This window comes from Vreelandella hamiltonii (genome assembly GCF_014651775.1).
Classification (GTDB): Bacteria; Pseudomonadota; Gammaproteobacteria; order Pseudomonadales; family Halomonadaceae; genus Vreelandella; species Vreelandella hamiltonii.
Map to the genome: position 1 here is coordinate 205064 of NZ_BMXN01000003.1, position 22513 is coordinate 227576.

The 22513-nt window shown below is 62.8% G+C and carries 19 protein-coding genes and 1 riboswitch; of the genes, 11 read left to right on the forward strand and 8 right to left on the reverse strand.

Annotated elements, in window-relative coordinates; genetic code table 11:
* Positions 1–31: 31 nt before the first annotated feature.
* Positions 32–598, reverse strand: coding sequence for an elongation factor P (gene efp / locus IE091_RS04230; protein ID WP_016913434.1), 567 nt, complete (start codon positions 596–598; stop codon positions 32–34).
* A gap of 112 nt (positions 599–710) precedes the next feature.
* On the opposite strand from efp, the gene epmB reads away from it, so the two are divergent.
* From epmB to atzF, 10 genes are all read left to right on the forward strand, one after another.
* Entirely contained in the window at positions 711–1733 is a 1023-nt protein-coding gene (epmB, locus tag IE091_RS04235) for an EF-P beta-lysylation protein EpmB (protein ID WP_039177581.1), read from the forward strand.
* 209 nt (positions 1734–1942) lie between these two features.
* Positions 1943–2061: riboswitch (guanidine-I (ykkC/yxkD leader) on the forward strand.
* A 58-nt stretch (positions 2062–2119) separates the two neighbouring features.
* Positions 2120–3193, forward strand: a complete 1074-nt coding sequence (locus IE091_RS04240; protein WP_189462894.1) for a putative urea ABC transporter substrate-binding protein — start codon at positions 2120–2122, stop codon at positions 3191–3193.
* A gap of 73 nt (positions 3194–3266) precedes the next feature.
* Positions 3267–4094, forward strand: coding sequence for an ABC transporter permease (locus IE091_RS04245; protein ID WP_081136957.1), 828 nt, complete (start codon positions 3267–3269; stop codon positions 4092–4094).
* Positions 4091–4897, forward strand: a complete 807-nt coding sequence (locus tag IE091_RS04250; RefSeq protein ID WP_189462895.1) for an ABC transporter ATP-binding protein — start codon at positions 4091–4093, stop codon at positions 4895–4897. Before IE091_RS04245 ends, IE091_RS04250 begins: the two co-directional genes overlap by 4 nt.
* The gene (locus IE091_RS04255) at positions 4894–5616 is read left to right on the forward strand and encodes an urea amidolyase associated protein UAAP1 (protein WP_016913429.1); all 723 of its coding nucleotides are present in this window, start codon (positions 4894–4896) and stop codon (positions 5614–5616) included. Before IE091_RS04250 ends, IE091_RS04255 begins: the two co-directional genes overlap by 4 nt.
* 10 nt (positions 5617–5626) lie before the next feature.
* Positions 5627–6265, forward strand: coding sequence for an urea amidolyase associated protein UAAP2 (locus IE091_RS04260; protein WP_039177591.1), 639 nt, complete (start codon positions 5627–5629; stop codon positions 6263–6265).
* Positions 6266–6344: 79 nt separating this feature from the next.
* Positions 6345–9965: an urea carboxylase gene (gene uca, locus IE091_RS04265; protein WP_189462896.1), complete on the forward strand. Its 3621-nt coding sequence runs from the start codon at positions 6345–6347 to the stop codon at positions 9963–9965.
* Positions 9962–11041: an isopenicillin N synthase family dioxygenase gene (locus IE091_RS04270; protein ID WP_052196369.1), complete on the forward strand. Its 1080-nt coding sequence runs from the start codon at positions 9962–9964 to the stop codon at positions 11039–11041. Before uca ends, IE091_RS04270 begins: the two co-directional genes overlap by 4 nt.
* A complete protein-coding gene (locus tag IE091_RS04275) occupies positions 11038–11754 on the forward strand; it encodes a hypothetical protein (protein WP_189462897.1) in 717 nt (238 codons plus the stop codon). The genes IE091_RS04270 and IE091_RS04275 overlap by 4 nt, the downstream gene beginning before the upstream one ends.
* A gap of 38 nt (positions 11755–11792) precedes the next feature.
* The gene (gene atzF, locus IE091_RS04280) at positions 11793–13613 is read left to right on the forward strand and encodes an allophanate hydrolase (protein WP_189462898.1); all 1821 of its coding nucleotides are present in this window, start codon (positions 11793–11795) and stop codon (positions 13611–13613) included.
* A 38-nt stretch (positions 13614–13651) separates the two neighbouring features.
* Here the strand turns inward: atzF and IE091_RS04285 are convergent, their stop codons facing one another.
* The 5 genes from IE091_RS04285 to IE091_RS04305 all read right to left on the reverse strand — a co-directional run bounded on the left by IE091_RS04285 (position 13652) and on the right by IE091_RS04305 (position 18246).
* Positions 13652–14704 (reverse strand): hypothetical protein, encoded by a 1053-nt coding sequence (locus IE091_RS04285; protein WP_189462899.1) that lies wholly within the window; start codon positions 14702–14704, stop codon positions 13652–13654.
* A 107-nt stretch (positions 14705–14811) separates the two neighbouring features.
* Complete coding sequence (gene vapC / locus IE091_RS04290; protein ID WP_189462900.1) at positions 14812–15222, reverse strand: type II toxin-antitoxin system tRNA(fMet)-specific endonuclease VapC; 411 nt, start codon at positions 15220–15222, stop codon at positions 14812–14814.
* Positions 15222–15452, reverse strand: coding sequence for a type II toxin-antitoxin system VapB family antitoxin (vapB, locus tag IE091_RS04295; RefSeq protein ID WP_039177604.1), 231 nt, complete (start codon positions 15450–15452; stop codon positions 15222–15224). The genes vapC and vapB overlap by 1 nt, the downstream gene beginning before the upstream one ends.
* Positions 15453–15671: 219 nt before the next feature.
* Positions 15672–17351, reverse strand: coding sequence for a 2-isopropylmalate synthase (leuA, locus tag IE091_RS04300; RefSeq protein ID WP_189462901.1), 1680 nt, complete (start codon positions 17349–17351; stop codon positions 15672–15674).
* 13 nt (positions 17352–17364) lie between these two features.
* The gene (locus IE091_RS04305) at positions 17365–18246 is read right to left on the reverse strand and encodes an ion transporter (protein WP_096923196.1); all 882 of its coding nucleotides are present in this window, start codon (positions 18244–18246) and stop codon (positions 17365–17367) included.
* A gap of 161 nt (positions 18247–18407) precedes the next feature.
* On the opposite strand from IE091_RS04305, the gene IE091_RS04310 reads away from it, so the two are divergent.
* Complete coding sequence (locus IE091_RS04310) at positions 18408–19250, forward strand: DUF6694 family lipoprotein (protein ID WP_084123757.1); 843 nt, start codon at positions 18408–18410, stop codon at positions 19248–19250.
* 61 nt (positions 19251–19311) lie between these two features.
* On the opposite strand, the gene serB is transcribed toward IE091_RS04310, so the two are convergent.
* Positions 19312–20256 (reverse strand): phosphoserine phosphatase SerB, encoded by a 945-nt coding sequence (gene serB / locus IE091_RS04315; RefSeq protein ID WP_039177612.1) that lies wholly within the window; start codon positions 20254–20256, stop codon positions 19312–19314.
* Positions 20257–20259: 3 nt separating this feature from the next.
* Positions 20260–22512, reverse strand: coding sequence for a DNA topoisomerase IV subunit A (gene parC, locus IE091_RS04320; protein WP_016913416.1), 2253 nt, complete (start codon positions 22510–22512; stop codon positions 20260–20262).
* Position 22513: the final 1 nt, after the last annotated feature.

The window sequence follows — 22513 nt, forward strand, 5'->3', positions numbered from 1 at the left end:
GGCTTTGCTTACCGCTTGCAAGTGACGCCGATCAAGCGCGTGATACGTACTCACCGGAGCGGGTGTCGATCTTCAACACTTCGCCCTGGTTGATGAACAGCGGTACGCGTACCACGGCACCCGAGGAAAGCGTAGCAGGCTTTGAGCCGCCCTGAGCAGTATCGCCTTTCAGGCCGGGGTCGGTTTCGACGACTTCCAGCTCGATGAAGTTGGGCGGCGTGACCGAGATCGCCTTGTCGTTCCACAGCGTCAGAGTGTAGGGCACCTGCTCCTTGAGCCACTTTTCGGTCTCGCCCAGTGCTTTTTTCTCTACCGCGTACTGCTCGAAAGAGCCGTCGGTCTTCATGAAGTGCCACATGTCACCGTCGGTGTAGAGGTACTCCATCTCCAGATCCATGACGTCAGCGCCTTCCAGCGAGTCGCCAGACTTGAAGGTGCGCTCACCGACACGGCCAGTCATCAGGTTGCGCAGCTTGACGCGGTTGAACGCTTGACCCTTGCCAGGCTTGACCAGCTCGTTCTCGACGATCGAACAAGGATCGCCATCGAGCATTACTTTCAAACCCGCTTTGAATTCATTGGTAGAATAGTTCGCCATACTGCCTCTCAATGGTTCTATGGTGTGTTTCAGTCGGTGACGCGCGCAGCCCTGCTTCGCCGTCGTTAACCTTGTAGCCAAGTGCGCGCATGATAACCCGAAGGAGGGCTTTTTGCAGGAGAACATCATCATTGCCGGTCACTCGATATCCGACGAGGCGCCCGCCTCCTGGCAACGGCAACTATCCCGCGCCATTCGCGACCCGCAAACCCTCTGTCAGCGCCTTGGCCTGGACGCCCAGTGGCAGCAAGAAGCCCAGGCGGGGCATCGCCTGTTCGATATCTGCGTGCCCGAGGCGTATCTGTCACGCATCGCGCCCAACGACCCCGGCGACCCGCTGCTGCGCCAGGTCCTGCCGCTGGCCGAAGAAGCCCTGTCGCCGCCTGGCTATGTCACTGACCCACTGGAAGAAGCCGATCACCGCCCGGCCAAAGGCCTGATCCATAAATACACCAACCGCGTGCTGTTGATCGCCAGCCCGGCCTGCGCCATCAACTGCCGCTACTGCTTTCGCCGCCACTTCCCCTACCAGGAGCACGCGCCTTCGCGAGCCCAATGGCAGGAGGCCCTTGGCTATATCCGCCAGGACAGCGCCATTCGGGAAGTGATTCTCTCCGGCGGCGACCCGCTGGCCGCCAACGACAGGCAATTGAGCTGGCTGGTCGCGCAGCTGGAAGAGATTCCCCACCTGCAGCGACTGCGGCTGCATACGCGCCTGCCGGTGGTCATCCCGGACCGGGTGGATGACCACCTGCTGGGCTGGCTTGGCAACACCCGGCTGCAAAAGGTAATGGTGCTGCACATCAACCACGCCAACGAGATCGACCAGGCCGTGGTCGCAGCCTGCGCGCGCCTCAAACAGGCGGGCGTCACGCTGCTCAATCAGAGCGTCCTGCTGCGCGACATCAACGATGACGTCACGACCCTGGCCACGCTCTCCGAACGACTGTTCGAGGCGGGGATACTGCCCTATTACTTGCACGCCTTCGACCCCGTACAAGGCGCAGCCCACTACGACGTCACCGACGAACGCGCCAAAGCGCTGGTCCAGCAGTTGCTCGAACACCTGCCCGGCTTCCTGATGCCCAGGCTGGTGCGAGAAGTACCGGGCAGGATGAGCAAGACGCCGCTGTAAGCGCTGACAACCGATACAGCGTGGTGCAAGCCCAATGATAACGCACCAAAAAAATGCGCAGACAAAAGCGACGCTGCATGCCCTGTTCGTCAGAAACGTCGCCAAACGCATGATTCACCGTCATTTTTAAGCAAGCGGCCAATATCTTGCTGTGTTCATGGTGTTACACACGGGGTATTGGCCGCTATCGCAGCCGCACAATCGAGTTTCCAATAGATCGCTAGGGTTCCGACACCATCAACGAAACGCCCCTGATGGTTGTGGCTGGTCCGAGAGCGATCGACCTTGCAAGCGCAAGGTTACACGGCGGGATAAAAGCCCGGGAGGATAAGGCACAGTGATGCGCCGATGCCCCCTGAGTTTTTACTTAGCCGCTGGAGGCTCTCATGACCCGTTCCATCCGCACCCCTGGTAAATATCTGCTGGCTCCGCTCTCGGCCGCCCTGCTGGCCACCTCGCTGGCTCCCTCTTTCGTACATGCCCAGGAGCGTGATCAATTCAGCGTCTGCTGGTCCATTTATGCAGGCTGGATGCCTTGGGCCTATGCCGATGTCGAAGGCATCGTCGACAAATGGGCCGAGCAGCACGGCATCGCTATCGACGTGATACAGGTCAACGACTACGTCGAGTCCATCAACCAGTTCACCTCGGGCAACGTCGATGGCTGCGCCATGACCAACATGGACGCTCTGACCATTCCTGCCGCCAGCGGCGTCGACTCCACCGCACTGATCATCAACGACTACTCCAACGGCAATGACGGCATCGTGCTCAAAGGGGGCGGTGAGCTGGCGGATATCGAAGGCCGCCGGGTCAATCTGGTGCAGTTCAGCGTGTCTCACTACTTTCTGGCACGCGCCCTGGAGAGCGTTGGGCTGACCGAGCGCGACATCGAAACGGTCAATACCTCCGACGCCGATATCGTCGGCCTGTTTTCCAGCAGCAGTACCGAAGCCGTAGCCGCCTGGAATCCGCAGCTCAGCACCATCGCCGAGATGCCGGACAGCCAGGTGGTATACACCTCGGCGGAAATCCCCGGTGAAATTCTCGACATGATGGTGGTGCACACCCAAACCCTGGCCGACTACCCCGCCCTGGGTCACGCCCTGGTGGGCGCCTGGTACGAGGTCATGGCGCTTGTCGAGGCCAATGACGAGCACGCGCTGACGATCATGGCCGATGCCGCCGGCACCGATCTGGAGGGTTACCGTGCCCAGCTAGAGGCAACCTACCTGTATACCGACCCCGCCGAAGCCGTGGCGCTGATGGAAAGCCCCGAGCTGTTGGACACCATGGAGCGAGTGGCCGACTTCAGCTTTACCCACGGGCTGTTGGGCGACATGGCACCCAGCGCGGGCGTGGTGGGCATCGAAACGCCCAGCGGTATCTTCGGTGACGAGAGCAACGTGCAGCTGCGCTTCGATCCTTCCTTTACTCAGGCGTACCTCGACGCACAGTAACGAGGCCACGGTATTCGCCCCATGAAGCGGCGGCTCGCCGCTTCTGCCCCTTACTTACCTGGTGGACCCTGCCATGAAGCGCTTGATTAACCTGTCGCCCTCGCGCGGCGGCCGCTGGCTGCTGGGACTGGTGCCGTTTCTGGTACTGGGCATGCTCTACCTGAGCGCCTCCAGTGCTCGCCTGGCTGACAACCCCAACGACCGCCTGCTGCCTTCCCCTGGCAGCATGGCGCAGACCTTTCACCACCTGGCCACGGCCGAGAACGTGCGCACCGGCCAGATCGTATTGTGGACCGACACTTTCGCCAGCCTCGAAAGGCTGCTGATCGGTGTCGGTATCAGCGCGCTGATCGGCCTGGTGGTGGGCATCTTGAGTGGCGGCATTCCGCTGCTGCGCGCCAAGCTCTCGCCGCTGATCACGGTAACGTCGCTGATACCGCCCATGGCCATTCTGCCGATCCTGTTCATCGCCTTTGGCACCGGGGAAGCGGCCAAGATCGCGTTGATCGTGATGGGCGTGACGCCCTTTCTGATTCGTGACCTGCAGGGCCACGCCCTGCGCCTGCCAGACGAACAGTTGATCAAGGCCCAGACCCTGGGCGCCAGCTCCTGGCAAGTGCTGCTGCGCGTGCTGTTGCCTCAATTGACGCCTCGGCTGCTCAATGCCACACGGCTGGCGCTGGGCAGCGCCTGGCTGTTCCTGATTGCAGCAGAAGCAATTGCCGCCCAGGAGGGCCTTGGCTATCGCATCTTTCTGGTGCGCCGCTACCTCTCCATGGACGTGATTCTGCCCTACGTGGCCTGGATCACCCTGCTGGCCTTCGTGCTGGATCAACTGCTGGCCTGGGTATCACGGCTGGCCTTCCCCTGGTATCACGCCGATGAAGGAGACAAATCATGAGCCTGCTCTCCGCCCACCGGTTGGAAAAGCATTATGGCCAGCACGTGGTGCTGGAAAACCTCAACTTCTCCGTCGAGGAAGGCGAGTTCGTGACGCTGGTGGGCGCGTCAGGTTGCGGCAAGACCACCTTCCTGAAAATGCTGCTGGGCACCGAAAAGCGCTCCAAAGGCAGCCTGCTGCTGGATGGCCAGCCCATTCCTGACGAACCCGGCCCCGACCGAGGCGTCGTGTTTCAAAAGTACTCGGTCTTCCCCCACCTGACCGTCCTGGGCAACGTCATGATCGCCGAAGAGCTGCGGACTGCCCCGCTGCTGGGCAAGCGCTTTGGTGCATCCCAGCGGCGCGCCATCGAAGTGGCCACGGCGCGCATCGAGGAGGTGGGCCTGGGCCAGGCGCTGCACAAGTACCCCCACGAGCTCTCCGGCGGCATGCAGCAACGCCTCGCCATTGCCCAGGCGCTGATGATGAAACCTCGGCTACTGCTGCTGGACGAGCCGTTCGGCGCGCTCGACCCCGGCATTCGCCAGGACATGCACGCACTGATCACGCGGCTTTGGCAAGAGCAGTCGCTGACCATTTTCATGATCACCCACGACCTCACGGAAGCCTTCGCCCTCGGCACGCGGCTGTGGGTCTTCGACAAGACTCGCCACGACCCCCAGGCCCCCGAGGCCTATGGCGCCACCATCACCTACGACCTGCCCATCGGCAAACAGGCCAACCGCGCACACTCCGCCCAGGCACTGAGTGACACGCTGGCGGAACGCGGTCTGACCACCCACGTACAGGAGACGCTGTCATGACAACCCACGCGGACTACGCCACGCACCTGCCCGGCGGCCATCACTGGTCCCTGCGCCTGCGCCGCGGCACCACGCTGACCCTGTCAGCCCAGCAGGCCAACAGCAACGTAGGGCTGCTCTGCTACAACCCGGAAAACCTGCTGGAGCGCCTCAACCTGCCGGACACCCTGAAGTGCCAGCATACTTTCAAACTCACCCAGGGCCACTGCCTCTATTCCGACATGGGCCGCATCTTTGCGTCGATCACCCACGACACCCTGGGCTGGCACGATAGCGTGGGCGGCAACCTGATGCCCCACCACCTTCTGGCCAAGGGCTGGCAGCCGGTGAGCTACCAGCAGGCTCACAATGACTGGACCCGCACCGGCCACGATGCCTTTCTCGTCGAGCTGGCGAAATACGGCCTGGGCCGACGCGATCTGGCGGCCAACCTCAACCTGTTTTCACGGGTCGAGAGCGATGACGCAGGCAAGCTGCGCTATGTCGACAACCACTGCCAGCCGGGCAGCCGCGTCACGCTGCGTTTCGAGATGGATACGCTGGTGCTGCTGCACACCTGCCCGCACCCCCTCGACCCCAGCCCGCACTACCCCCGTCGCGGCGTCGATATCGCGCTAGGCACGGCGGAGCCTCCCACCGAGGAAGACCCCTGCTACCGCTCACGGCCCGAAAACGCACGTGGCTTTGCCAACAATCGCCTCTACCACCTCGGCCTCTAAGGGGAACACCATGATCATCGAAAGCACCTTACGCCCTGAAAACGCCGTCCGCCGCACCACCATCGAGGCCGGTGATCACTACATCGGCACCGTGAAACGCGGCCAGACCCTGCGCATTCTGGACCTGGAGGGCAACCAGGCCGCCGACACCCTGTTCTTCAATGCCGACGATACCGCCGAGCGCTACAGCGCCATGGATACCGTGCGCGAACAGGGCGCGGTTTACCTGACGGCGGGCACCCGGCTGATGTCCAGTGAAGGCCGCACCATGCTGACCATCACCGCCGACACCTGTGGCCGCCACGACACCTTGGGCGGTGCCTGCGCCAGCGAAAGCAATACCGTGCGTTACGATCTCGAAAAGCGCCACATGCACTCCTGCCGCGACAACTGGATGCAGGCCATTGCCCGCCATCCCGAGTTCGGGCTGACCAAACGCGACATCACCCACAACATCAACTTTTTCATGAACGTGCCGGTGACGGCCGACGGCGGGCTGACCTTTGCCGACGGTATTTCGGCCCCCGGCAAGTACGTCGAGATGGAAGCCAACATGGATGTCATCGTACTGGTCTCCAACTGCCCTCAGCTCAACAACCCCTGTAACGGCTACAACCCGACGCCCATCGAGCTGCTGGTCTGGGAGTGAGGTCACTTTTCCTCCTGGGGACGACCCCAAGGGGCTGATTCATCTGCGGGACGGCCCGCCCTTCTTTGCAGGCACCACCATGTCCACGACACCGTTATTGTCCAAGGTATTGATTGCCAATCGCGGGGCCATTGCCGCGCGTATCCTGCGAACGCTGAACGCCCTCGGCATCCAGAGCGTCGTGGTATACGCCGACGCCGACCGCGATGCGCCCTACGTGCACCAGGCCGACGAAGCCTATTCGCTGGGTGAAGGCGGCGCCAGCGAGACCTATCTGAACATCGACAAGCTCATCGCCATTGCGCAGCAAAGCGGCGCCCAGGCGGTTCACCCCGGCTACGGCTTCCTGTCGGAAAACACCCGCTTCATCAGCGCCTGCGATACGGCCGGGCTGGTCTTCCTGGGCCCGACCGCCGAGCAGATCCGCCAATTTGGCTTGAAGCACGAAGCCCGCGCGCTGGCCGAACAGGCCGGGGTGCCGCTGGTCCCCGGCTCACCGCTGTTGACCTCGCTGGAAGACGCCAAGGCTCACGCCGAGCGTATCGGCTACCCGGTAATGCTCAAGTCCACCGCTGGCGGTGGCGGCATCGGCATGCAGGTCTGCCACTCCCAGGCAGAGCTGGCACGCGCTTTTGATTCGGTGAAAGGCCTGGGCGAGCGCAACTTCGGCGATGGCGGCGTCTTTCTCGAAGCCTACATCACCCGTGCTCGCCATCTGGAAGTGCAGCTGTTCGGCGATGGCCAAGGGCAGGTGATTGCCCTTGGCGAGCGGGATTGCTCCACCCAGCGTCGCCATCAGAAAGTTCTCGAAGAGTGCCCTGCTCCCAACCTGCCTGATGCCGTGCGGCGCTCCCTGCACGCCACGGCGGTGCAGCTGGGCCAGGCGGTCAACTACCGCAGTGCGGGCACCGTCGAATTCATCTACGATGCCGAACGCGAGGCGTTCTACTTTCTGGAGGTCAATACCCGCCTGCAGGTCGAGCACGGGGTGACCGAACTGGTCTACGGGGTCGATATCGTCGAGTGGATGGTACGCCTCGGTAGCCAGGCACTCCCCCCGCTGGCCAGCCTGGCAGAGGGCCTGCAGCCCCGTGGCCATGCCGTGCAGGCCAGGCTATATGCCGAAGACCCAGCGCACGATTTCCGCCCCAGCGCGGGGCTGCTGACCGAAGTCACCTTCCCCGAGGATCAGGGCCTGCGTATCGACCACGCCCTCGAAGCAGGCCTGGAAGTCACCCCCTTGTTCGACCCCATGCTGGCCAAGGTGATGGTCCATGCCGACACTCGCCAACAGGCCATTGCCCGGCTGGCCACGGCCCTGGAAGATGCCTCGGTATATGGCATTGCCACCAATCGCCGCTGGCTGGCCCATGTGCTGAGGGACGCCCGCTTCGACGCCGCCCAGATCGATACGCACTGGCTCACCCAGCTGGCATGGGCCCCTCCCGCCATGGAAGTTCTCAGCCCGGGCACGCTGACCACCGTGCAGGATTACCCGGGGCGTCAAGGCCACTGGGACGTGGGTGTTCCCCCATCTGGTCCCTTCGACGACTGGTCGTTTCGCTTGGGCAATCGGCTGCTGGGCAACCCCGACGAGGCCGCCGGGCTCGAAATCACCCTGAATGGCCCCACGCTGCGCTTTCATCGCGCCACCCAGATCGTGCTGGCGGGCGCCGAGCTGCCTGCCACCCTCGATGGCACCGCCATCTCCGGCTGGCAGGTCATCGACGTGCCAGCCGGCGCCACCCTGACCCTGGGCAAGGCCGCCGTGGGCGCCCGCGCGTACCTGCTGGCGCGGGGCGGCATCGACTGCCCCCGCTACCTGGGCTCACGCAGCACCTTCACGCTGGGCCAGTTTGGTGGCCACGGTGGTCGTGCCCTGCGCAGTGGCGACATGCTGGACCTGCCCGCGTTTTCAGCTGCGCCCGTCAAGACGCTGGACCCAGCGCTGATCCCCACCTTTGGCGGCCCGGAGGTGACCCGCATTGCGGTTCTCTACGGCCCCCACGGCGCCCCGGACTTCTTTACCGACGAGGATATCGAGCGCTTTTTCGACCATGAGTGGGAAGTCCACTACAACTCCAGCCGCACCGGCGTCAGGCTCATCGGCCCTCGGCCCACCTGGGCACGCGCCGATGGCGGCGAGGCGGGGCTTCACCCCTCCAATATTCATGACAACGCCTACGCCTTCGGCACCATCGACTTCACCGGCGACATGCCGGTCATCCTGGGCCCCGACGGCCCCTCACTGGGCGGCTTCGTCTGCCCGGCCACGGTCGTGCGCGCCGAACGCTGGAAGCTGGGCCAACTGACGGCAGGCGACAAGGTGCGCTTCGTGCCGATCCGCCTGGAAGATGCCCGCGCCCTGGAAGCGCATCAGTTGACGCAGTTGCAGCAGCTGTCCGCCCAGCCCACGCCCGTTTGTGAGGCCGAGCGCGGCTCGCCGCTGCTCCGTGAGGTCGATGCAGCTCAGGCAGGCGAGCGCATCGTCTACCGCCGCGCAGGTGACGACTTCCTGCTGATCGAATTCGGCCCCATGGAGCTGGATATCGCGCTGCGCTTTCGGGTCCACGCCTGGATGCTGTGGCTACGCGAGCACCCGGTGGCGGGGCTGCGCGAGCTGACGCCGGGCATTCGCTCCCTGCAGCTCCACTACGAGCCCCGCGAGCTAAGCCTCGACCAGCTGCTCGACCACCTGCGCCAAGCCGAACAGGCGCTGGTGGATGTCGAGTCGCTGGAAGTGGAGTCCCGCGTGGTGCACCTGCCGCTCTCCTGGGACGACCCCGCCTGTCAGGAAGCGGTGGACAAGTACCAGCGCAGCGTGCGACCCGATGCCCCCTGGTGCCCCAGCAACCTAGACTTCATACGCCGCATCAATGCGCTGGAAAGCGAGCAGCAGGTGCGCGATATCGTCTTCAACGCCCGCTATCTCGTCATGGGGCTAGGGGACGTCTACCTCGGCGCACCGGTCGCCACGCCCCTCGACCCGCGCCAGCGGCTGGTTACCACCAAATACAACCCGGCCCGCACCTGGACCGCCGAAAACTCGGTGGGTATCGGCGGCGCCTACCTGTGCGTCTATGGCATGGAAGGCCCTGGCGGCTACCAGTTCGTGGGGCGCACCCTGCAGATGTGGAACCGCTATCGCACCACGGCCCACTTCGAGAACCCCTGGCTGCTGCGCTTTTTTGATCAACTGCGTTTTCATGAGGTCAGCCACGAGGAGCTGGCGCAAATTCGCCGCGACTTCCCCCATGGTCGTTACGAGTTGTCCATTGAAACGACTCGCTTTCGCTTGGCGGACTACCAAGCCGACATCGACAAACATGCCTCGGCAATTGAGACCTTCCGCTCAAAACGTGAAGCTGCCTTCCAGGCCGAAATGGCCGCCTGGCGTGCCAATGGCCAGTTCACCTTTGAAGACCAGGCCCCGGAAGCCACCGAAGTCACCGCGTTGGATGATCACGAAATAGGCATCGAAAGCCCCGTCACCGGCAGTCTGTGGAAATTGCTGGTGAAAGAAGGTGATCTGGTAACGGCTGGCCAGCCAGTGGCACTGGTGGAGTCGATGAAAATGGAAGTTGAGATCACCGTCCACTGCGCTGGCCGTGTTGCTCGCTTACCCCTTTCTGAGGGCGCTTCCATTGCCCCGGGGCAACCACTTGTGGTGCTCACCAGTGAACAGGAGGTAAACGCATGAGCCAGATCACCGCCGACCAGCGCTTAGCTGACTTTCAAGCAATCCCCGTTATCGACATTAGCGGTTTACTCCATGGTGATGCCGCTGCACGCCAAGCGGTTGCGGATAACCTTGGTCGCGCCGCACGAGACGTGGGGTTCTTTCAAATGGTGGGCCACGGAATCGACCTCCCACTTCGCGAGGGATTGATTACTCAAGCCAAACGCTTCTTTGCCCAACCTGAAGCCATCAAAATGGAGCGCTACATCGGCCTCTATCACCACCACCGAGGCTATGTTCCTCCTGGTGAAGAGTCGCCAGACCCTAACAAGCCGGACATGAAAGAGGCGTTTGATCTTGCCTTTGAACTGCCCAGTGACGACCCAGAGGTGTTGGCAGGTACGCCACTCCTCGGCCCCAACCCCTGGCCCGACCTTGACGGTTTCCGCGAGCCTATCGCCGCCTACTACGAGGCTGCCTACCAAGTGGGCCGGGCACTCATGGGCGGCTTTGCCCGAGCATTGGGTCTTGATGAGCAGCAGCTACTGCGCCACGTCACCAAGCCGCCCAGCCAACTGCGATTGATCCACTATCCGTATAACCCTGATGCCGAAGATGCCCAAGGCATCGGTGCCCATACCGACTACGAGTGCTTCACGCTGCTGCTACCCACTGCACCGGGGCTCGAGGTAATGAATGGTGCAGGCAAATGGATCGATGTCCCCTATCAAGAGGATGCATTAGTCGTCAATATTGGCGACATGCTGGAAATTTGGAGCAACGGCGAATTTGTGGCGACCTCCCACCGAGTGCGCAAAGTTAAACAGGAGCGCTACTCTTTCCCGCTGTTTTTCGCCTGCGATTACCATACTGAAGTGGCACCGCTGCCTGAATTGGTCGAGCGCCACGGCAAAGCTCATTACGCACCGCTCAAAGCGGGCGATCACCTCTACGCCCAAACGATCCAGACCTTCCGCTACCTGCGCGAGCGTTTGGCAAAGGGTGAGATTACGCTTCCCGAAGGTGCGCGGGAAGTGGGTAGCCTGGGCCAGCACGGCAAGCACTCGGCTGCCCAAGACGGGAAGCCCGCCTCATGACCTTACCACTCCCCGCCACACCAACCGAGTTTCGGGGCGTCTGGAAGCGCACGCTCTATGCCGAGCCCGCTCAGCCGCCCTACCAGTACACGGATACCGGCACCCAGGTGGTCTGGCTTCAGGGCGCTCAGTGGCATGCCGACCTGCGCCTTCCCGCCCGTCACGATGCGCTGGCAGGCATCGAGCACCTGGGGGCGTGCAGTCGAGCGCAGCTCGAATGGCTCGCCCACCTGACCGGTTTCGTCGGCATCACCCAGATCGACGGGCCGGTATGCACCTGGCACCGCCTGCAGGACCTGAACCCCAGCCTGGAGAAAGACGTCGGCCAGCTGGCCTGGCTCGATGAACACCTGCTCGAAGAACAGCACCCCCACGGGCGCTACGTCGAACACTGGCAACGCCAATGCACCCCCGACCAACGTGAGCTAGTGCGCACCGACGCCCAAGGGCGGCTACGCTGGTTACAGATCGGTGACCATGCCATGGCCATCACTCCGCGCCCCGCATCAGGCCACCAGGACTCGCTTTACACGCCACTGGAAAAGGCCAGCGACGACGCACTGCGCTGGCGAGCCAGCCTGTGCATGGACTATCTGGAGCGCGATGGGCAAGGGTGGCAGATTCGTCTTTCGACCCACCCCTGGCGCATAGGTCACCCAGCCACGCCAATGAACGACACGCCACTCAAGCTCGACACGACCCAGAACGGCTAGGTAAAACCACTAGCTCAGCACTAGATTAGGAGACCACCATGGCACTCACCCAAGCGCTGGATATCGCCAGCCTGCACAGCGCCTATCGGCAGGGCAACCTGACACCTGCACGACTGGTAGAACACCTGCTCTCCCTGGCCGATACACACGGCCATGACCCTGCCTGGATCACCCGGCTGACGCGTGAGCAATTAGCGCCCTACCTCCAACGTCTGGAAGGCGAATCGCCGGAGACCCTGCCCCTGTACGGCATTCCGTTTGCGATCAAGGACAATATCGACCTGGCGGGCGTTCCGACCACGGCGGGGTGTCCTGCTTTTGCCTACACGCCCAGCGAACACGCTTTCGTCGTGCAGCGGTTGATCGATGCGGGGGCGATCCCCATGGGCAAAACCAACCTGGATCAGTTTGCCACGGGGCTGGTCGGTGAACGGGCGCTGGAGGTTTACGGCACGCCCGCCAATGCCTTCGACCCGACGCGGGTGCCGGGTGGCTCCAGCAGTGGCTCGGCGGTGGTCACGGCGGCAGGCATGGTCAGCTTTGCTCTCGGTACCGATACGGCGGGCTCAGGCCGTGTGCCGGCCTGTTTTCACAACTTGTACGGGGTCAAGCCAAGCCTTGGCCTGCTCAGCACCCGCGGCGTAGTACCCGCCTGCGCAACGCTGGACACCATCAGCCTGTTTACCTTCACCGCCGACGATGCCGCGAAAGTGCTCAGCATTACCGCTGCCTATGATGATCAGTGCGCCTGGTCGCGAAAGCACGATTTTGCCGTGCACGCCAGACGCTATGGAAAGGCCCCTTCCGCGTTCCGCTTTGGCGTACCGCCCGAAACCCAATGGCAAACGGATGCGGCCTACACCCAGGGCATGCACCAGGCCATTGCCCACCTTGAAGCGCTGGGCGGTGAAAAGGTCGAGCTGGACTGCGCGCCCCTGCTGGCGGCGGCGCGCCTGCTTTACGAAGGCCCCTGGGTGGCCGAGCGCTACCACGTGATTCGTGAGCTGATGGCCAGCCACCCCGAAGCCGTTCACCCGGTGACGTTTCAGATCACGCAAGGCGGGGCCACCCCGCTGGCGGTCGATGCCTTCGATGCGCGCTATCAGCTCGCCGAATTCAAGCGTCAGGCCGATGCGCTCATCGCCCAAGTGGATGTGATGCTCAGCCCCACCACGGTGACCCACCCCACCAAGGCAGATGTCGCCGCTGACCCGATTGGCGTGAACTCACGGCTGGGGACCTGGACCAACTTCATGAACCTGCTCGATTACAGCGCCCTGGCGGTACCTGTGGCATTGTCCGAGAGCGGCCTGCCTGCCGGGGTCACCCTGTTCGGCCCAGCGTTTGCCGACCTGATGCTGCTGTCGTTGGCGCGGGCGCTGGAGGCACGCGTGATGCTGCCACTGGGGGCAACCGGCATTGCACATCCGCCACTCGCTGATTTGGCAACCACCGCCCAGGACGGCCACATGGAGATCGTGGTGTGCGGCGCTCACCTGAGCGGCTTACCCCTCAACCACCAACTGACGGAGCGCGGCGGCGTGCTGCACGAAGCGAGCCAGACGGCTCCTTGCTACAAGCTGTTCGCGCTGGCAGGCGGGCCGCCTTCGCGCCCGGCGCTGCTGCGCGATGCGGGGGGCCAGGCCATTGACGTAGAGGTATGGCGGCTGCCCGTCGAGACCGTGGGCAGCTTTCTGGCCGGGATTCCCGCGCCGCTGGGGCTGGGGCAGGTGGAGCTGGCCAGCGGCCGCTGGGCGTGTGGATTCATCTGCACTGCCGGGGCGTTGAACGAAAGCGGTACCGCCAGGGACATTACCGAATTCGGAAGTTGGCGAAAGTGGCTGGCCAGCCACGCCTGACACCGCCCGCCGCTCTGAGCAATGACCTCAGAGCGGCGCTACCCACGCTGCCTCGGCGCGTGTGCAAGCGTCCTGGCGCACAGGCGCGCCACCGGCAGTAGCAGCCAGAGCAAGGGGGAAATCAACCAGCGATATAGCCAGCGAGCCATGATCAGCACCGGCAGCAAGACCAAGCACCACAGCAGCCACTGCCCCAACCAGGTGGGCCAGCCAAGCCAGTTGGCCAGATTGGCGCCGAGCGCGCTCACCAGGCTGGGGTGGCGTACCACCACGTAGGCCGTGCCCGCCACTGCCGCCACGCGCGCCATGCGAGGCAGCGCTGCGAAACGCCCCGTGCTGGCCGCGACGCCCACACGGGCACCCTGCGCCTCCAGCGCGCCGACTCGGCCTGCCCGGGCGGCTCTTCCCGCTCGCAGCACCTTGACCGTGCTGGCCATCACCAGCAGGTCCACCCCTGCCCACCCGAGATCGCTGGCACGCACGCCGTCACCGCTGCGCCACTGGCTCTCCAGTTGACGAATCCCACTGGTGAAAAAGTCGCCCACCCCGGTCACGACACGCTCGCCTTGCAGCCAATTCACCTGGCCTTCACGGTCGATGACGAACTGGTTCAACAGTGCGTGCCCCTCGGCATCGAGGAATGCAATGCCCATCAGCCCGCGCTGCTGGGCCGACCATTGCGCCGGGGCAGGCATCTCTTCATCGCTCCACCATCGGCTCAGCTGCTGATAGCGCTCACCCAGCCAGTGCTGCGCACGCAGCGTGGCGCTGTCGTGATGATGAAAATAGCTGACTGGCAGCACCGCATCGGCACCATAACGCACCAATACGTCTTGCCACTGGGGTGAGAGCCCGTACGCGAGCAGTACCTCCCGGGCGAGGTCGCCATGCTGCATGACAGCCAGCCAGGCGCTCATCCACAGCGCCTGATCGGAAGCGTAGTGCAGCATCAGCGCATTGATCTCAGGAGACTCTTGCTCAAGGGGCAATGCAGGCAGTGCCTTGTGGGCTTCCAGCCGCACCAGCCGTGGCTCGAAGGGCTCGTGGGAGGCAGCCGAGGTCAATATTGCAGCTGCCAAGGCAATCAGCACGAAGACCCACCCAACCCGTGTTACCCATCCTCTGCACATTGACGGCTATCCTGCTGTTCTATGCTGGAATAATCGCTTTGACACTAGGTGGTCTCCCGCCATAAAGGTCACTGCCCCGGGCCTACCCAATCTTCTACACGCAAGCCCGGCACTGCTTTGAACTCGCGCATATTGTTGGTGACCAGTATCAGCCCTCGTGAGCGCGCGTGACCGGCGATCATTTGATCGTAAGGGCCTATGGGCTTGCCCACCTTGGCTTGTTCAGCGCGCAGCTGCCCTGTATGCGATGCCGCTGCCTCGTCGTACATCAACACGTCCAGCCTGGCTGCAAACCCTTCGATGGTGGCTAAATTACGTTCAGGGAAAGCAGATTTTTCTGCACCATACACCAACTCCATCAGTGTGACAGTACTGATGCACAGCTGCCCATGATGCTGTTTGAATGCCTCACGAACCTCTTGCGGACGATTTTTAATCGTGAAAATGCAGATATTGGTATCGAGCATGAACTTGAGCATCAAAACAGGTCTCGTTCCTGTTCGGGGGGCTGCTCACGTGACGACATGAAGTCAGCGCTCACGCCTTCACCCTCAAACCAGCTATCCCAGGCCTCCCCGGCTGGCGATATAACCCGGGTACGACCAATGGCCACGATGTCGACTCGCTTTACACCTTCTGGCAGAGCCAACGCTTTGGGCAGTCGAACCGCCTGGCTTCGATTACTCTGAAAGACTGCGCCTTGTTCCATGATCAGACTCCTGTGCCAGGACCATCGGGAGATACCGTACATGGAACTCATGTTAGCCAACGCAATGGATATGTCAAAGGGATATACACCCTAATGAGCCTACCCAATCCTGTAGCTGGCGATGCACTTCCTCCATGGGCAGATACGCCTGCTCCATGCTGATCTCTGAGTCAGTGCATCTTGTAAACCGTGTTTACTCCAACGTTGCCGCCTAAACGTTTACTGTTGGGAACGAGCCGCATGATAACGATTGATGGCACTCAGCACGCCTTTCATGGAGGCGCTGGTGATGCTCTCGTCGCTGCCGACGCCAAACACGGCCTGGCCGTCGATACGGACTTCGACATAGGCAATGGCTTCCGCATCGGCGCCCTGGCCTCGGGAGTGCTCGTGGTAGTCGATGATCTCCACGTCGTGACCATGGGCGTGTAGCGCTTTGACGAAGGCCGCCAGCGGGCCGTTGCCCTGACCGCTCAGCAGATGGCGTTCGCCCTGCTGCTCCACGACGGCTTCCAGGGTGACCCGAGGGCTATCCGGCTCGGAGGCCAGGCGGTGGTTGACCAGCGCCAGCGGTGCCTGCTGCTCCAGGTACTCTTCCAGGAAGGCCTGATAGATCATCTGGGAAGTGATCTCGCGACCCGTACGGTCCGCCACTTCCTGCACCACCTGGCTGAATTCGATGGAGAGCCTGCGCGGTAGCTCGATGCCGTGCTCCTGCTCCAGCAGGTAGGAGATGCCGCCCTTGCCCGACTGGCTGTTGACGCGAATCACGGCTTCGTAGCTGCGCCCGACATCCATGGGGTCGATGGGCAGGTACGGCACGTCCCAGGGGGCTTCGGGATTGGCGCGACGCTCGGCCATGCCCTTCTTGATGGCATCCTGGTGCGAACCGGAAAACGCCGTGAACACCAGGTCGCCCACGTACGGATGGCGCGGATGAACCGGCAACTGGTTGCAGTACTCCACTTCGCGCATGATCGGCGTGATATTGGAGAAATCGAGCTGGGGGTGCACGCCCTGGGTGTACATGTTCATGGCCAGCGTCACGATATCGACATTGCCGGTACGCTCGCCATTACCGAACAGGGTGCCCTCGATTCGGTCGGCACCCGCCATCAGCGTCAACTCCGCCGCCGCCACGCCGGTGCCGCGGTCGTTGTGCGGGTGCACGCTGACGATCAGCGTATCGCGCTTTTTCACATGGCGGCAGAACCACTCGATCTGGTCGGCGTAATTGTTGGGCGTGGCCACTTCGACCGTGGCCGGCAGGTTGACGATCATCCGGTTGTCCACGCTGGGGCCGAAGGTGTCCATCACGGCTTCGACGATCTCCACGGCGAAAGGCATTTCCGTGGTCGTGAACAGCTCCGGCGAGTACTGGAAGGTCCACTGGGTCTCCGGGTTGGCGGCCATCAGGTCACGTATCTGCGCCGTGGCGTCCACGGCAATTTGCACGCACTCTGCCTTGTCGACGTTGAACACCACCCGTCGAAACATCGGGTCGGTGGCATTGTAGACGTGCACGATGGCACGCTTGGCGCCCTTCAGCGCCTCGAAGGTGCGCTCGATCAGATGCGGCCGTGCCTGGGTCAGCACCTGGATGGTGACGTCGTCGGGAATCTTGTCCTGCTCGATCAACGAGCGCACGAAGTCGAAATCGGTTTGCGACGCAGAAGGAAAGCCCACTTCGATCTCTTTGAAACCGATCTTCAGCAGCATGTCGAACAACCGCTGCTTGCGCTCCTGATCCATGGGGTCGATCAGCGACTGGTTGCCATCGCGCAGGTCGACGCTGCACCAGATGGGCGGCGTGTCGATACGCTGGCCGGGCCACTGACGGTCGGGCAGGTCCACCGCCACGAAAGGGCGATACTTTTTCGAAGGGTCCTTCATCATCATCGTGGCTCTCCTGTTATTCGTCGCGGTCAGGCTTTGCTTGCCCAGGCTGTGCTAGACCAGGCTTTGCTTGCGCGGCCGCCTGCAGGGCGGACTCCATGCGATCCAACTGGCTGCGCAGTGCGCGCACGTCGTCACGCAGGCCCTGTATCTCTGCAGCTTCGCCTTCTCCGCTTTCTAAATCAATCTGTGCGCTCTCTTTCTGCATCACGTCCAGCACGATACCGATCATCATATTCAGGAAAATGAACGCATTCAAAAAGATGAAGGTCAGAAAGTAGATCCAGGCGTAGGGGTACTGCTCCATAGTGGGATACAGCACCGCCGTGGCCCAGCTCTCGAAGGTGGCCACCTGGAACAGCGTCAGCATGGCCAGCGCAATGTTGCCCCACAGCTGCTCATCCACGGTATGGAAGATGAAGCTGCCCACCGCCGCGTAGATATAGAAGATGATGAACATCAGCAGCGCCACGTAGCCCATCCGTGGAATGGACTTGATCAACGCCACCAGCAGCAGGCGCAGCTCGGGAATCATCGACACCAGACGCAGCACCCGGAAGATGCGCAGCAGGCGTGCCAGCAGCACCATCTCAGAGTCGTCCATGGGGATGAGGCTGGCCGTGACGATCAGGAAGTCGAAGATGTTCCAACCCTTCTTGAAGAAGTTGGTCAGATTGCGTTCGGCGGCCATGCGAATCAGCAGTTCCACCAGAAAGAAGATGGTGACGGCGACGTCCAGATAGATCAGCCACTGCTCGAACTGACTGACCTCATCGTAGGTGCGAGCACCGATGGTCAGGGCAGACAGCACGATGATGGCGATCACCACGGTCTCGAACAGCTTGTTGCTGCGCAGCTTTTCAAAGCGCGCCTGCCAGGTAGTAAAGGATGCACTCATGGAACGGGGCTTCTCGGAAACGTTGAATCGGCACACTTTATACCAAAAAGAGCCACCTTCCACCTGCTGGATACAGGGGAGTTTTATTGCTCCGGCTAGTGGTCGATACCACTTTCGGGTAAGCTCCCTGTCGGTTTTTTGGCCTGTAACGAGGTACAACTATGCGGCGCCTGACAAGGCTATCGATACTGTCGCTGACGGCCCTGCTGATAGCGGGCTGTGCTGACCCCAAAATTGATACGAGTTCGATGCCCGCAGCCGTGGTGTCCATCGAGAAAGTCCGCGATTCGCTGCCCACCTACAAACGCGACGAGTTCGACCAGGCGCTGAAGATCATCGCCATGTCGTCTTTCAGCGGTATCAGCGTGCTGCAGCCCGGGCGCATGAACGCGGCTGAAATCGCCGAGTCGGCCAACGCCTACATGCATGGGCTCACCGGCGACCAGGTCATCGAGCGAGCCGACGAGATGCTGCGCCAGCGCCGTGCCCGAGAGCGTGACCAGGCCCTGCGCACCTTGAGCCGCCTGGAAGAAAAAGAGGCCAACGCCGAAGCCGCCCAGCAGCAGCTGGCGCGGGTAAGTATCGACAGGGCGCGCTACTATCTTGCTTCCAGCCCATTCGGAGCGCTGGAGCCGGTCATTGAACTAGAGGTCAGCAACGATTCTGATGCAGCCATTGCCGAGCTGCAGCTGCGCGGCGTACTGCGCAGCGCCAACCGCGACGTTGCCTGGGTAGACGAGACGTTCTACTACGTGATTTCCGGCGGCCTGGCGCCGGGTGAGCGCGCCACCTGGAGCCTGGCACCCAACCGTTTTGGCCCCTGGGGCAACGATCAGATACCCCGGGATGTCCAGCTCACCCTCACGCTGAAGGGCGTGAAGGATGCCCAGGGCCAACGGCTGTGGCACGCGCCTACGCTGACGGAGGCCGAAACCGAACGGCTGGAAGCCCTGCGGGCCGAGTACGGTAGCCTGACGCCCAGCACCGAGAGCCCTTCGAGCTGAACAGGGCGGCCAAACGCCGCCCCGTCAGTCACTGGATAGGATCGAACTGGATGGGGTCGAACTAGACAGGATCGATCAGCTCGGCCTGGGAATAGCCCAGCAGATAGAGCACGCCATCCAGCCCCGCCACGCCTAACGCCTGACGCGCCTCGGCACGCACCAGCGGCTTGGCGCGAAACGCTACGCCCACTCCCGCCTTGGCCAACATCTTCAGGTCGTTGGCCCCGTCACCTACCGCCACCGTCTGCGCCAGGTCGATACCTTCACGCTGGGCAATCTGCTCCAGCAGCAGCGCCTTGCGCTCGGCATCGACGATGGGCTCCTGGACTTCGCCTGTGACCTTGCCCTGCTGAATCACCAGCTCATTGGCGTGGATCTCATCGAAGCCAAGCCGCGCCTGCAGGCCACGGGCAAAATAGGTAAAGCCACCAGAAAGGATGGCAGTGCGGATCCCCTGATGGCGAAGATTGGCCATCAGCCGCTCGACACCGTCCATCAGCGGCAGCTCGGCCGCAATGCTGGCCAACACCGACTCATCCAGCCCCGCCAGCTTGCTCATCCGCTCCCGGAAGCTGGCCTGAAAGTCCAGCTCGCCGCGCATCGCCCGCTCGGTGACTTCAGCCACTTCGTCACCTACCCCGTGGCGGCGCGCCAGCTCATCGATCACCTCGGCCTTGATCAGGGTGGAGTCCATATCGAAACAGACTAGCCTGGGAGCCCCCAGGTGGCGCCGGTCGGGTTGCACCACCACGTCGGCCCCCAGCGTTTCCCCTAGCGCCAGCGCCGCCTGACGCAGCTCCCGCCACTCGGCGGGAGCGCCAGCCAGGTGCAGCTCCAGGCAATCCAGCGGCGCGCCTTCTGCCACCTGGGCCAACGGCGTACGCTGCTGCTCCTGCAGGCCGAACTGCGCCAGCAGTGCCGCCAGGGGCGGCTCCATGTCGGGTGTCCAGCGTGGTGCCAGTACACTCATCACCACATCGGCTACTGCTTCATCACCGCGTGCCATCGGTCACTCCCCTGCTTCTAGTCGTTCAACTTTTTGGAAACCGCGCGGCAATTTGCTGCCCCGACGCCCACGTTCACCCCGGTAATAAGCAAGGTCATCGGCCTTGAGCGTCAGCTTGCGCTTGCCCGCATGGATGATCAGCTCTCCGCCTTCCGGCACAATGGCGATATCACGCAGGAACTCTTCGCGCCGCGCCGCCCGGGGGCCGGGGATATCGAGCATCTTGTTGCCCTTGCCCTTGGCCATCTCGGGCAACTGGTCCAGCGGGAAGAGCAGCAGCCGCCCTTCGTTGGAAACCGACGCCACCCACAGCGATTCGCCTTCCGGCACCTCCACGGGCGCCATGACGCTGCAGCCCTTTGGCACGCTGAGTACCGCCTTGCCCGCCTTGTTCTTGCCGGTCAGCGCCTCCAAGGGCGCGACGAAGCCATAGCCACCATCGCTGGCCAGCAAAAAGCGTCGCGTGGGCGGCGCCAGCATCAAGCCCGCCATCTGGGCGCCCGCCGAGACATTGGCGCGGCCGGTGACCGGCTCGCCCTGCCCTCGGGCGCTGGGCAGGTTGTGCGCTGGCAGCGTGTAGGCACGGCCAGTATCGTCCAGCAGCACCAGCGGCTGATTGGTCTTGCCCCGTGCCGCCAGGCGGAAGCTGTCGCCCGCCTTGTACGATAGCCCTTCAGGGTCGATGTCATGGCCCTTGGCCGCACGGATCCAGCCCTTGTCGGACAGCACCACGGTAATCGGGTCGGCTCCCAGCAGCTCAACTTCCGAGAGCGCTTTCGCTTCGCTGCGCTCGACCAGCGGCGAACGGCGCGCATCGCCGTGCTCCTTGCCCGCCGCGCGAATCTCTTTTTCGATCAGCGTGGTGAGCTTGGCGTCGCTGCCCAGCAGGCCTTGCAGGGTCTTGCGCTCTTTCTCCAGCTCGTCCTGCTCGCCGCGAATCTTCATCTCTTCCAGCTTGGCCAGGTGGCGCAGGCGCAGCTCCAGAATCGCCTCGGCCTGCCGCTCGGAGAGGCCAAAAGCGCTCATCAGGGCAGGTTTGGGCTCGTCCTCTTCGCGGATGATACGAATCACTTCATCGATGTTCAGGTAAGCCGTCAGCAGGCCTTCCAGAATGTGCAGGCGATCTTCCACCTTGCCCAGCCGATGCTCCAGGCGACGGCGCACCGTGGCACGACGAAAGCGCAGCCACTCGCCCAGCATGTCATTCAGCGGCATGACCCGTGGCCGACCGTCCAGGCCAATCACGTTCATGTTCACCCGCACGTTCTTTTCGAGGTCCGTGGTGGCGAACAGGTGGGCCATCAGCGACTCCACGTCCACTCGGCTGGAGCGCGGCTCGATCACCAGGCGGGTGGGCTCTTCATGGGTCGACTCGTCACGCAGGTCGGCCACCATGGGCAGCTTCTTCGCCTGCATCTGCGCGGCGATCTGCTCCAGCACCTTGGCACCGCTGACCTGGTAAGGCAGCGCGGTGATCACCACGTTGGCCTCTTCTCGCACGTAGCGAGCGCGCAGCTTCACCGAGCCACGGCCGCTTTCATAGAGCTTTTGCAGGTCCGCTTTGGGGGTGATGATCTCGGCATCGGTGGGGAAGTCCGGTGCGGGCACGAACGCCATCAGCTCGGCCGTGGTGGCCTTGGGGTTGCGCAGCAGATGGCAGGTGGCATCGACCACTTCCGATACGTTGTGCGGCGGAATGTCCGTGGCCATGCCCACGGCAATGCCGGTGCCGCCATTGAGCAGCACATGGGGCAGACGAGCCGGCAGTACCACCGGCTCCTGCATGGTGCCATCGAAATTGGGCGCCCACTCCACGGTGCCCTGGCCCAGTTCGCTGAGCAGCACGTCGGCGAATTTGGAGAGCTTGGCCTCGGTGTAGCGCATTGCCGCGAAGGATTTGGGGTCGTCCGGGCTACCCCAGTTGCCCTGGCCATCCACCAGCGGGTAGCGGTAGCTGAACGGCTGGGCCATCAGCACCATGGCTTCGTAGCAGGCGCTGTCGCCGTGGGGGTGGAACTTGCCCAGCACGTCGCCCACGGTACGCGCCGACTTCTTGTACTTGGCGTTGGCGTGCAGCGCCAGTTCACGCATGGCATAAATGATGCGCCGCTGCACGGGCTTCATGCCGTCACCGATGTTGGGCAACGCGCGGTCGAGAATGACGTACATCGAGTAGTCGAGGTACGCTTTTTCGGTGTAGTCGCGCAGGGACAGACGCTCGACGTCGCCCTCCGCTACCTGAATATCCATGGTCATC